General features: G+C 66.6%; 11 protein-coding genes. 7 read left to right on the top strand and 4 right to left on the bottom strand.

Annotated elements, in window-relative coordinates; translation table 11 throughout:
* Positions 1-2: 2 nt before the first annotated feature.
* Entirely contained in the window at positions 3-236 is a 234-nt protein-coding gene (gene tatA, locus DZC52_RS08845; RefSeq protein WP_116650776.1) for a twin-arginine translocase TatA/TatE family subunit, read from the bottom strand.
* Between the two features lie 59 nt (positions 237-295).
* Positions 296-1,189 (bottom strand): NHL repeat-containing protein, encoded by an 894-nt coding sequence (locus DZC52_RS08840; protein WP_116650775.1) that lies wholly within the window; start codon positions 1,187-1,189, stop codon positions 296-298.
* A 336-nt stretch (positions 1,190-1,525) separates the two neighbouring features.
* Between DZC52_RS08840 and hemH the strand changes: the two genes are divergently transcribed.
* The 3 genes from hemH to recQ all read left to right on the top strand — a co-directional run bounded on the left by hemH (position 1,526) and on the right by recQ (position 5,241).
* Positions 1,526-2,575 carry a ferrochelatase gene (gene hemH, locus DZC52_RS08835; protein ID WP_245960798.1) on the top strand — a complete coding sequence of 350 codons (1,050 nt, stop codon included), beginning with the start codon at positions 1,526-1,528 and terminating at the stop codon, positions 2,573-2,575.
* On the top strand, positions 2,562-3,317 hold the full coding sequence (locus tag DZC52_RS08830; protein ID WP_116650773.1) for an SGNH/GDSL hydrolase family protein: 756 nt from the start codon (positions 2,562-2,564) through the stop codon (positions 3,315-3,317). Before hemH ends, DZC52_RS08830 begins: the two co-directional genes overlap by 14 nt.
* A 100-nt stretch (positions 3,318-3,417) precedes the next feature.
* The gene (gene recQ, locus DZC52_RS08825) at positions 3,418-5,241 is read left to right on the top strand and encodes a DNA helicase RecQ (RefSeq protein WP_220338319.1); all 1,824 of its coding nucleotides are present in this window, start codon (positions 3,418-3,420) and stop codon (positions 5,239-5,241) included.
* A gap of 11 nt (positions 5,242-5,252) precedes the next feature.
* On the opposite strand, the gene DZC52_RS08820 is transcribed toward recQ, so the two are convergent.
* Positions 5,253-5,627 (bottom strand): DUF6164 family protein, encoded by a 375-nt coding sequence (locus tag DZC52_RS08820; RefSeq protein ID WP_116650771.1) that lies wholly within the window; start codon positions 5,625-5,627, stop codon positions 5,253-5,255.
* Positions 5,628-5,819: 192 nt separating this feature from the next.
* On the opposite strand from DZC52_RS08820, the gene DZC52_RS08815 reads away from it, so the two are divergent.
* From DZC52_RS08815 to DZC52_RS08800, 4 genes are all read left to right on the top strand, one after another.
* Positions 5,820-7,586 carry a tetratricopeptide repeat-containing diguanylate cyclase gene (locus DZC52_RS08815; protein ID WP_147307644.1) on the top strand — a complete coding sequence of 589 codons (1,767 nt, stop codon included), beginning with the start codon at positions 5,820-5,822 and terminating at the stop codon, positions 7,584-7,586.
* Positions 7,587-7,715: 129 nt separating this feature from the next.
* On the top strand, positions 7,716-7,928 hold the full coding sequence (locus DZC52_RS08810) for a hypothetical protein (RefSeq protein ID WP_116650769.1): 213 nt from the start codon (positions 7,716-7,718) through the stop codon (positions 7,926-7,928).
* A 30-nt stretch (positions 7,929-7,958) separates the two neighbouring features.
* Entirely contained in the window at positions 7,959-9,695 is a 1,737-nt protein-coding gene (locus DZC52_RS08805) for a tetratricopeptide repeat-containing diguanylate cyclase (RefSeq protein WP_116650768.1), read from the top strand.
* A gap of 3 nt (positions 9,696-9,698) precedes the next feature.
* The gene (locus DZC52_RS08800) at positions 9,699-10,475 is read left to right on the top strand and encodes an SAM-dependent methyltransferase (protein WP_116650767.1); all 777 of its coding nucleotides are present in this window, start codon (positions 9,699-9,701) and stop codon (positions 10,473-10,475) included.
* A 9-nt stretch (positions 10,476-10,484) separates the two neighbouring features.
* Here DZC52_RS08800 and DZC52_RS08795 read toward each other — a convergent pair whose 3' ends face one another.
* Entirely contained in the window at positions 10,485-11,912 is a 1,428-nt protein-coding gene (locus DZC52_RS08795) for a M20/M25/M40 family metallo-hydrolase (protein ID WP_116650766.1), read from the bottom strand.
* Positions 11,913-12,018: the final 106 nt, after the last annotated feature.

The following is a 12,018-nucleotide window of genomic DNA, read 5'->3' as shown; positions in this document are numbered from 1 at the left end:
GCTCAGTTCTCCCGGCTGGAGGCCGATCCGTCTTCCTTGTCGCTGCGCGTCGAGGATTTGTCCTTCGGCTTGTCCTCGCCGGACTCGTCGTCGTTTTCGCCGACACCCTTACGGAATTCGCGGATGGCGCCGCCGAGATCGCTGCCGATGTTGCGGATGCGCTTGGTGCCGAAGATAAGCAGCACGATGACGAGGACGACCAGAATCTGGGGCCAACTGATACCGCCGATACCCATTTGCTAGACCTCTGTGCGGGGCCTTAAGGAAGCGGCCCGATGGGAAAACCGTCAGTTTATCAGTTCCCGCCGAGTCGGCGAAGCGGAGCGACGGCCAGGATGAAGACGAGCACCAGCATGGCCCAGAGCCCAGCGGGTGACATGACGGGAATGGCGGAGGGCTCGGTGGGCGCACCGCGTTCGCATGCCCCCGGCGGTGCGATGGCCAGCGACTCGATCCCGATCAACTCACCGCCTGTGTCGGCGGCCCTGGTTTCGGTCACGCGCTCCGCACGCCCCGTCGATGGATCGATGCGCAAGACCTGGCTGCCGATCGAATCGTCCGATCGAGCGGGATCGCGTCGATCGGTCACGGCCCAGAGCGTGCCGTCGGCATCTGCGGCCAGACCCGCCTTGTTGTAAAGATCCACCTCGGCACCGAGGGGACCGACCAACTCGGCCCGGCCGGTCTCGACATCGAGACGGTATAGATTGGGCGAAGCCGGCTGAGCATCGGACGCCATGCCCCGTCCGATGCCGAATACCTGCTCACCGACGCTGGCCATATCCACGATGGGAGCACCCGTATTCCCGATACGCGAGAGCTCACCGGTTTCGGGATTCGCCTCGTAGAGCCCGACTCCGAGGGAGACCGAGTCCGTGGAGATCAGCAAGCGCCCGTCGCAGGTGAACGTGACGCCGAAATCATGGTTGCCCGAGGGGAGCCCGAGGTTGCCTTGCGTCTGGGCGACGGCAATGGCGTTACCGCTCTCGGTGCCGATCCGGACCAGCGTGTTGGTCTGGTCGTCGACGCCGTAAAGGCGCTCTTCGTCTCGGAAGGCCATCCCCTCGACGAAGAAGTATTCCTGAATTCGAGAACGGCCCTGAAGGCTCGCGCGGCCGGTTTCCAGATCGAGCGACCATAGGGCGCCCACCCGCGTGTCGGTCGATACGTGATCTCGCGAGTTGATCACCCAGGCCTGTGGCCCCGCCCACGCGATTGCACTGGCTGCCAGGAAGACAGCCAGAAACACACTTCTCCAGCAAAGAGATGTGCGAGCGCGCATTACTTTTTATTGTCCTTTTACTCCGACGTGACCAATCATAGCAGAATTGTCCAGAACTCCCCAGCACCAGCGGTTCTCGAGCGATTTTTGCCCCCTGTCCTCACGCGCCGCTCAGTACAATTCAGGATCAATCGATGCAACGCGGAGAGCTCAATGCCCGGTCCCGGAGAACAACTCGTCGAAACGATCGAAGCCACCCGCGCTGTCAACGCCCATCGCGAGGCAGCCCGCGCCGCGGTCCTGATGGTCAACCTGGGCACGCCCGAGGCGCCCACCGCCAAGGCGCTTCGCCCCTACCTGCGTCAATTCCTGTCCGACCGGCGCGTCATCGAGGTGCCGAAACCGATCTGGTGGTTCATCCTCAACGGCTTCATCGTGCCGTTCCGCTCGCCGAAGTCGGCGGAAGCCTACGCACGGGTGTGGACCGAGCACGGCTCGCCCCTGCTGGTCGACAGCCGCAGCCTGGCCCACAAGCTCGAGGCCGAACTGCAGACCGACCTCCCGCGCGTCAAGGTCATGCTGGCGATGACCTACGGCCAGCCCGACATCGATTCGGCCATCGACCGGCTCAGGCGCGAGAACATCCAGCGCCTGCTGATCCTGCCGATGTATCCGCAGTACTCGGCCACGACCACCGCCTCGGTCTTCGACCAGGTCACCAATTCCCTGCAGCGCCTGCGCTGGCTGCCCGAAGTGCGCTTCATCAACAACTTCCACCACGACGAGAACTGGCTCTCGGCCGTGACCGAGTCGATCCGCCGCTTTCGCAAGCAGCGCGGCGCGCCCGACAAGCTGCTGTTCTCCTTCCACGGCATTCCGAAGAAAAACCTGCTCGCCGGCGACCCTTACTACTGCCAGTGCCAGGCCAGCGCGCGCAACATCGCCGAACGCCTCGGCCTGGCCGACGGGGAATGGATGGTCACCTTTCAGTCGCGCCTGGGCCGGGCCGAGTGGCTCAAGCCCTACACCGACCAGACACTAGAGGAACTCGGCCACCAGGGCGTGAAAAAACTGCACGTGGTTTGCCCGGGGTTCTCGGTGGACTGCCTGGAGACGCTCGACGAAATCGCCGTGGAGGGCCGCGACGAATTTCTCGAAGCCGGCGGTGAATCGCTGAAATACATCCCCTGCCTGAACGACTCGCCCGAACATGTGAAAGTGCTCAGCGCGCTGTGCCGCCAGCACGGCCAGGGCTGGCCGGAGTTCGCCGGCGGGCGCGACGCCGGCCAGTCGGAGCTCGAAGCGCGCGTCGAGCGTTCGGCGGCTGCGGCCGAGCGGCTTGGACTCGAATAGCCGCCTGGCCTTCCTGGAGGCCGCAAACGCGCTGGCCCTGGCCGGCGCCCCGGTCTACTGGCTGCAGGGCCGGCTCGTACGCCGCCGCACCCCGCGCCTGGATGAAGCGCCCGGCGAGCGCTCGGGCAACCTGCCCGGCTCGCAACCGGCGCTGCGCATCGTTGGCCTGGGAGAGTCTCCGATGGCCGCGGTCGGCCTGGACGACCAGGATGCGGGCGTGGTCCCCAGGCTGGCATCCCTTCTGGCCGATCGGTCGGGTCGCGGAGTTGAGTGGCACACGGCCGCCCGCAGCGGCGCCACCGCGCGCTTCACCCGCGAGACGCTGCTGCGCCAAATCGATCCCGGCAGCGTCGACCGGGTGATCGTGGCGCTGGGCGTCAACGACTGCCTGGCCCTGTCTTCTTCGGGGCGCTGGCGCAACGAACTCGACCGGCTCGTGTCGGCAATCCGCGAACGCCTCGACCCCGGCGGGATCGTCTTCACCGGCGTGCCGCCGATGCGTCACTTTCCCGCCCTGCCCGTTCCGCTGGCCACGATGCTGGGCCTGAGGGCGAGCCTGCTCGACGCCGTGCTCGCGCAGTTCGCCGATGCCGACGATTCGCTCGTCCACGCCCCCATGGATTTCGTCGAAAGCCCCGGCGGGCTGTTCTGTTGCGACGGCTTCCACCCCAACGAAAGGGCCCACCGGCTGTGGGCAAAGCAACTGACCGAGTGCATCGGCACCCGGGAACGCCTTCGATAGGGGCGATTTCGCACGACGATCCGGGCATAATTGCCGACCCTCACCGATTCGCTTTGTGGCAGTCTGTCAGCGAAATGAGCACAGACCGGAACTTCTATCGATGAGCACCGCGGCCCGAGAGGGAATGGGACCGACGCCGGAAGACCTACTCAGACAGGTCTTCGGCTACAGCGAGTTCCGCGGTCGCCAGCGCGAGATCATCGGACACGTCGCCGAAGGCGGCCACGCCCTGGTGCTGATGCCCACCGGCGGCGGCAAGTCGCTGTGCTACCAGATCCCGGCCCTGATGAGCGCCGGCACGACCATCGTCGTCTCGCCGCTGATCGCCCTGATGCGCGACCAGGTCGAAGCGCTGACCCACAACGGCGTGGCCGCGGCCGTGCTCAATTCCTCGCTTGATGCCGAAACGCGGCGGCAGACCGAGCAGGACCTGCTCGACGGCCGCCTGGACCTGCTCTACGTCGCGCCCGAGCGCCTGCTGCGTCAATCGACCCTGGGCCTGCTGGCGCGCAGCCGCATCAACCTGTTCGCCATCGACGAAGCGCACTGCGTCTCGCAGTGGGGTCACGACTTCCGGCCCGAGTACCTCAAGCTCGGCGTGCTCGCCGAGCGATTCCCGCAAGTGCCGCGCATCGCGCTGACGGCCACGGCCGACGAGCGCACGCGCGGGGAAATCATCGACCGGCTGCTGGGCGAGCAAGCGAAGGTCTTCGTGGCCAGCTTCGACCGGCCCAACATCCGCTATTCGGTCGGCCTCAAGCGCAACGCCCGGCAGCAGTTGCTGTCCTTCATCCGGCGCAAGCACCCCGGCCAGTCGGGGATCGTCTACTGCTTCTCTCGCCGCAAGACCGAGGAGACCGCCGCCTGGCTGGCCCAGCAGGGCATCGACGCCATCGCCTACCACGCCGGCATGGAATCGGGCGACCGGCAGTGCGCCCAGGACCGCTTCATCAACGAAGACGGCCTGGTCATCTGCGCGACCATCGCCTTCGGCATGGGCATCGACAAGCCCGACGTGCGCTTCGTCGCGCACCTGGACCTGCCCAAGAGCATCGAGTCCTATTACCAGGAGACGGGCCGCGCCGGTCGCGACGGCCTGCCGGCCGACGCCTGGATGGTCTACAGCCTGTCCGATGTCGTTCGCATTCGCCAGCTCCTCGAACAGTCCAGCGCCGGCGACGACCAGAAAAAGCTCGAGCGCGAGCGCCTCGAGGCCCTGCTGGCCTACTGCGAGCACGCCCGTTGCCGCCGGCCCGCCCTGCTCGGTTACTTCGGCGAAGCCCATCCCGGCGACTGCGGGTACTGCGACAACTGCCAGGAACCGCCCGAGACCTGGGACGCCACCGAAGCCGCGCGCATGGCGCTTTCCTGCGTCTACCGCACCGGCCAGCGTTTCGGCGCCGGCCACGTCGTCGACGTGCTTACCGGCAAGACCACCGAACGCATCGAACAACTCGGACATGACCGGCTGAGCACCTGGGCGATCGGCCGCGAGACCGACCGCAATACCTGGCACTCGGTGATGCGCCAGTTGCTCGCCGCCGGCCACCTGGTTCCCGATCCGGAAGGCCACGGCGGCCTGCGCCTGGGGCCGGACTGCCGCGACCTGCTCCGGGGCGAGACGACCATCGAGATGCGCCGCGACGCCGTGCCCTCCAGTCGCAAGAGCAGCACGAAGAAAACCGTCGACATCGACACCGAATCGCCGCTGTGGCAGGCGCTCAGGCAATGGCGCCTGGAGACGGCGCGCAGCGAGGAGGTGCCGCCGTACGTGATCTTCCACGACGCCACCCTGGCGGCCATCGTCGAATCAAGGCCGCAATCGCTCGACGAGCTGGCCACCGTCAGCGGCGTGGGCGAACACAAGCTGGCCCGCTACGGCAAGGCGGTCATCGAAGCGCTCGACAGCGCCGAGAACGCCTGAGAATCGCCTGATCAGCCAGCCGCCCGGAAGAAGACGACCACCGGCGCGAAGAGCACCATCAGCACGAACAGGCTGCCGGCGACGATCAGCAGCGTCTTGAGGGGATGCCGCCGCACGCTCGACAGCAGGGTGTCGGCCTCGCCCTTCTCGCGGGCCGCCTCCCAGCGCGCCCTGGCGAGATCGCCGCGTTCGGCCTGGTAGGCGTCCATCAGCTCGCGGGCGCGAGCGTAGTCGCCGGGATCCTTCAGCCAGATACCACCGGCGGTGATGCCGAACGGCCCCGGCGGCGTGTCGTAGCACTCGATGCCGTGCCGCTCCATCAGGGAACGCACTTCCTCGATCTCGTCGTCGGGAACGTTGCGGAGATTGAGCAGCAGTCGCGGCATGCAGTGAGACTCCGTGGGATCAGCAACTCGCCGGCGCCGACCGGCGGTGCGTACAATCATCGACAAAGGCTTCGCCGGCAGCGACCGGCGACGCGGCTCGAATCGATCGAGGAGATCAGTGTACCCAACTGCAGCGACAGACCGGCGGATTCCCGCTGCCGACCGACCCGGCAGATGCCGCGGAAGCCGTCCTTGAAGTCGACCGGCGCCACAACGACTTTCGGATTGCTTGCCGGAGCGGCCCTTTGCTCGCTCCTGGCCCTGGTCGGAGTCCGGGCAGAAGAAATGACGACCGAGCAATTCGGCGAGAAGCTCGACCGGGCGCGCGAGCTCAACGTCTCCGCCCCCTGGCAGGAATCGCAGGAGTTGCTGGACGAGCTGGCGCAACACTTGCCGCAGGCCACGCGCGACCAGAAAATCGACTACTGGCTGCTGGTCTCGCGAAACCAGGCGCTGGCGGGCGAAATCGAGTCCGGGCTGGCAACGCTCCGGGAACTGCTTGCCGGGCCGATGCGGGCAGTCCAGCGCGCCCGCGCCTACCGCCGCGCGGCCAACCTGACCATGATCGCGAGGAAGTGGGAAGAAACTTTCGAGTACATCATTCGCGGCCTGGAACTGAGAGACCGGCTCGAAGGCGACGAGGAGATCTACGCGCCTTTCAGCCTGGCCGCGTATCTGTACGCGCTCGTCGGCGAACACGAAACGGCCATCGAGTACGGCCATGCGTCCGTCGACAACGCTCGCGCCCACGGCACGGTGAGAGACCGCTGCGTCGTTCACGGCCGCCTCGCTTTCGTCTACAAGTCGGCCGGCCAATACGAGACCGCGCTCGAACACTACCGCGAGGCGGTCTCGATCTGCCTTGAATCGGGCGACGATCTTTTCACCGGGACCATCCAGAGCGGATTCGCCGACCTGTTGCGCCATGCCGGCGAGTACGATCGCGCCAAGGCGGCTTTCGCTCAAGCCTTCGAAAGACTCGAGGCCGCCGACTACGGCCCGGGACTTGCCGAAGCAAGCCTCTACAAGGCGCGACTCCTCGAGGAAACCGGCCGGCTTGATCGCATGCGCGAATTGCTCGAGGACACCCTGCCGCGCCTGCAGGATCAGGAAGTCTGGGACTACGTGGCCGAGGCGCGGGAAATGCTGGCGCGGGCAGCGGCCGCCCGCGGTGAATTCCGCAACGCCGTGGAACACATGGAGCAAAGTCTCGACGCGCATCGACGCCTGCTCGATCAGAACCGGGCGCGCCAGCTGGCCTATCTGCAGGTCGTGTTCGATACCCGAACGCAGCAGCAAGAACTCGCCCTGCTCCGTGAGCAGCGCCGCGCGGCGGAACTGAAAGCGGCGTCCCGAAGCACCGACCGGCGAATACGCTGGCTCGCCTCCGGCGCCGCCGTACTGGCGCTGATCGCGCTGCTCCTCGTGCTCACTCACGTCCTGCGCGGCCGGCAGCACTTTCGTCGGCTCTCGCGCCTCGACTCCCTGACCCGGATCGACAACCACACCCGGTTCTTCCAGGCCGCCGCCGAAATGCTCAAGCACGCGCAGACCGACGAGCATGCCCTGACCCTGATCATCGGCGATATCGATCACTTCAAGCGGGTCAACGATCGATTCGGACACATGGCGGGCGATCGCGCGCTCAGGGGCGTTGCCCGCGCACTCCGCAGCCGATGCCCGGATGGCGCCCGGCTCGGCCGGGTCGGGGGCGAGGAGTTTGCCGCCTGCCTGCCCGACGTCGGTCGGGAAGCCGTCGACGCACTGCTCGAGCGCTGGCGAGAAGCTCTTGCCCGCATCGACTACGGGGGCGACGACCTGCCGCTGACGATGAGCTTCGGCGTGGCCCGCGCCCGGCCCGGGGAATCGCTCGCCTCGCTGAGGTTGCGCGCGGATGAAGCCCTCTATCGAGCCAAGGACGACGGCCGCGACCGAATCGTGTTTGCCGACGCGCAATAGGTTCGGAAGCGGCCGACTTGCCGGCCCGGACGCACGCCGAATGCGCTTCCTCGAACCCTCGACTCTACCGACGATCGCAAACGCTCCGGCGAGCGATTAGAATGCATGAACCTAAAGGGAGGTAAGACCATGGAAGCACTGAAGCAACTTCTCAAGGATCTCGGCAGCGACGCCAAGCTGGCGGCGGAATACGAAAAGGATCCGGACGGTGTCATGGAGAAGCGGGGAATTCCCGACGAGGCACGGGAGGCCATGAAACGCAAGGATGTCGACGCCGTGCGTCGACTGTCCGGCCTGCGGGACGTGCACCTCATCAACAGCACGATCCACGCCCACGACTGATTCGCGTCACTTGCCTCCCCTTCGCTCAGAATGAAGCTGCGCACGGCAATGCTCCTGCTCACGTTGCTGGGCGGTTCGTCGTTCGCCCAGGACGAGGACTTGGGCCAGGCGATCGAGCGAGCTCGCCACCTCAGCGTGACCGAGGCAGTGCCCGCTTCACAGCCGGCCATCGATGCCTTGATGAAGCGGCTTGACGAGGCCACACCCCGTCAGCGCGTGGAGATTCGGTTGCTTCACATCCGAAATCTGGCATTGCAGGGCGACTACGGCAAGGCGATCGGCCAGATCAAGGAACTGCTCGGGAACCCGATCAGCGACGATCAGCGGCTGCGAGCGCTCCGGCTCGCCGCCAATCTGGGAATCAATGTCGGGCAACACGAATGGGGCTTTGCACAACTGAAGGCGGCGCTCGAACTCAGCGGCGAAAGCGACGACCTCGTCGAGAGATCCCGTATTCTGAGCCTGGCCGGGTTCGTGCACAGCATTGTCGGTGACCACGAACGCGCGATCGACTACGCAACACAATCCATGGCAATCGCCGGACAGTCCGGCGACACGAGTCAGCAGTGCCAGGCCGGGCAGCGTCTCGCTGTCGCCTATCGTTACGCCGAGCGCTACGAGGAAGCGCGAGCCGCAGCACGCAACGCACTGTCGCTCTGTCGGGACGTTAACGACCAGGTCTATACCGGCACCAGCGAGCTGGAGCTGGGCCACCTCGCTCTCGAAAAAGGCGATCTGGCGGCGGCACAACGCTGGGCCGACAGGGGACTGGAGCGGCTTCGTCAGGCCGGCTGGGCGGACGGCGTGCTGACCGGGAAACACCTTCAGGCACAGCTGGCTGCGGAACGTGGCGAGAGCAAGCAAGCAATCGAACTGGCCGAGGAACTGATCGAGCGCACCGACGAACGAGAGCTCTGGCACCGCAAGTCAGAACTGCACCGGCTGGTCGCCGAGCAACAAGCCGAGCGCGAGGAATTCGCCGAAGCCTATCGCCACATGGTGGCGCACAGCGAGGCCCGCGATCGCTTCATCGACGAGGACCGCACTCGCCGGCTCGCCATTCTGGAGGTCGAATTCGACATGCAGCGCCAGGAGCAGGAGCTCGAGCTGCTGCGAGAGCAAAAGCGCGTCGCCGAGCTGGAGGCGCAGTCGCGCCGGCAACAGGCACGGGTGCGCTGGATGGCGACCGGGTTTGCGCTGTTCCTGTTCCTGATTCTCGTGCTCTTGCTGGTTCACGTCCTGCGCGAGCGGCGGCACTACCGGCGACTTTCCGAACTGGACGGCCTGACCCGGGTCAGCAACCACACGCGCTTTTTCGACACCGCCCGCATGCTGGTCGAGGAATCCCGCCGAGGGGGCCACCCGCTGGTCCTGGCGCTGGGCGACATCGATCACTTCAAGCAGGTCAACGACGAGCACGGCCACATCGCCGGCGACAAGGCACTGCGGCAGGTCGCCCGCGTCCTGTGCGAGAACTTCCCCGGTCTCGGCCACGTGGGGCGAATCGGCGGCGAGGAGTTCGCCGTCTGCGTGCCCGACAGCCAGCTCGAGCCGGTGCTCGAGCAACTGGAGCAGGTTCGCAAGGACCTGGCCGAAATCCAGTACGGGGGCAACGGAAAACCACTGACGATGAGCTTCGGCGTCGCCGAGCTGGCGCCGGACGAAGCGCTGGAGGACCTGCGCAAGCGCGCCGACGAAGCCCTCTACGAAGCCAAGGGCGGCGGGCGAAACAGCGTGGTCGTCGCCGAGCCCGAGCGCTTCGGCTGAGCCATGCGGCAAGGAGGCCAACTGGTGGTCGTGGGCTGCGGCATCCAGCTGGGTCGCCACATCACCGAACGCGCCGTCAGCGAGATCCAGGCCGCCGACACCGTGTTCGTCCTGGCCGACGCGCTCGCCTTCGACTGGATCGCAACCCGACGCCCCGACGCCGTCGACCTCACCGACTACTACGACGACCGCACCGACCGGCGCGAGACCTACCGGGCGATGAAGGCATCGATCATGGAAGCCGTGTCGGGCGGAAAGCGCGTCTGCACGGTGTTCTACGGGCATCCCGGCGTATTCGCCCAGGTGCCGCACGACGCGATCGCGCAAGTCCGCGCCGCGGGGCTGGCCGCGCGCATGGAACCGGGCATTTCGGCCGAAGCCTGCTTGTACGCCGACCTGGGACTCGATCCGGGCGAGCGGGGCGTGCAGTCCATCGAGGCGACCCGTTTTCTGGCCTACAAGCACTCGCTCGATCCGACCGCGCTGGTGCTGCTGTGGCAGGTGGCGCTTGCGGGCAACCTGGCCTGCATCGGCTTCGAACCCGACCCCAAACGGCTTCAGCTACTGGTCGACAAGCTCTCGCACTGGTATCGGCCGGAAACGCCGGTGATTCTCTACGAGGCCGCACAGCTTCCCATCGAGCCCTTTCGGGCTGACCGAATGACGCTGGCCGACCTGCCGACGGCGCGCTACAAGGAATACACCACACTGGTCATCCCGCCGGCGGTCGAGGCCGACCGCGACGAACACTGGACCCAGGCGATCGAGGCGCTGGACTGAGCCGGCCGCTCAGTCGGCCGACGCTTCCCTCTGAGCCTCCTCGGCCAGAATCGTTTCGCCCGACCCGAAATCCATCGGTGCCTGTGCGCCCAGCCAGGCCAGCACGGCGTAGGCGGCGGCGTTCTGTGCCAGGGCGTCGGGTTCGATCTTGTCGAGCGTGTCGTTGACCGTATGGTGGTAATCGAAGTACTCGGTGCCGTCCTGCCGCAGGTCGACGGCGGCCACGCCCAGGGCGGCGGCCGGGTAGAAGTCGGGGCCGCCGTTGCCACCGCGGTCTCCGATCTCGATGCCCAGCGGGGCCAGCTCGTCCTGGATGGCGGCAATGACCGGCCAGGCCTCGTCTTTCACCCGCGCACTGATCGCGTAGATGCGGCCGGCACCGAAGTCGGATTCGGCCACCAGCTGATAACGCTCGATCTCGTCTTCCCGGGCATTGGCCCAGGCGCGGCCACCCCACAGTCCGATTTCCTCGGCCGCGAACAGGATGATGCGAATGCTGCGGTCGGGGCGGCGATCGAGTGCCTTGATCAGGCGCGCGGCCTCGGTGACGATGGCCACGCCGGCGCCGTCGTCGATCGCGCCGGTGCCCACGTCCCAGGAGTCCAGATGGGCGCCGATGGCGACGATCTCCTCGGGCATTTCAGACCCGGTGATCTCGGCGAAGACGTTCTGGGAGGTATACGCCTCGACCGTCTCGGCGTCGACTTCGACCTGGATGCGCACCGGCTCGTCGCCGGCCATCAGGCGCTCGAGCAGGTCGGCGTCGGGGTTCGAGATGGCAACCGCCGGCAGCATGCGCACGTCGGAGTCGAAACGCTGCATGCCGGTGTGAGCAAAGCGATTGTTCGAAGTGCCGATCGAGCGGATGACCAGCGCCAGGGCGCCCTTTTCGGCCGCCACGCGGCTGCCTACCGAACGTGCGCCCACGGCCCGACCGTAGCCGGCTCCGGTGCGCGTACGCTCCATGCGGTTGCGGATGAACACGATGCGGTCGGCCACTTCGGCCGGATCGGCGGCTTCCAGCGCGGCCAGGTCGTCGAACATCACCACTTCGGCCTCGATGCCGCCCTTGGGTGTGGCCGGCGAAAAGCCCAGCGCCAGGGTGACCAGTTCGTGGTGTGCAGGCGAGACGACTTCGGTGCGCTCCAGCCCGCGATGCCAGGTCGGGAAGGTGGCCGGCTCGGTCCAGACACGGTCGAAACCCATCTCCTCGAATAGGGCCACGGCCCATTCGACCGCCCTGGCGTCGGCCTCGCTGCCGGCCAGGCGCGGCCCGATATCGGTGGTCAGCTCGGCGACGATCTCGTAGCCACCGTCACCGGCCAGGGCCGACTCGCGCAGCTCGCGCGCGATGGCCAGGTCTTCCTCGGAATAGGGCTCGGCGGCCAGCGGCCCGGCCAGAAACAGGCCAGCGGCCAGCCAAAGCGTGGTTCTCATTTCTACGAATCTCCTTCGGGTCAATCAGGGCTCCGACATCCGCCTTTCGAAGACTGCGGACCAGCGTCGATGGCCAACGGATCTCGAAGCCGGGACTTCGTTTCGA

Source organism: Wenzhouxiangella sediminis, from assembly GCF_003410055.1.
Classification (GTDB): Bacteria; Pseudomonadota; Gammaproteobacteria; order Xanthomonadales; family Wenzhouxiangellaceae; genus Wenzhouxiangella; species Wenzhouxiangella sediminis.
Note: the sequence above shows the minus strand (reverse complement) of the source record. Positions and strands in the feature narration are given on the sequence as shown.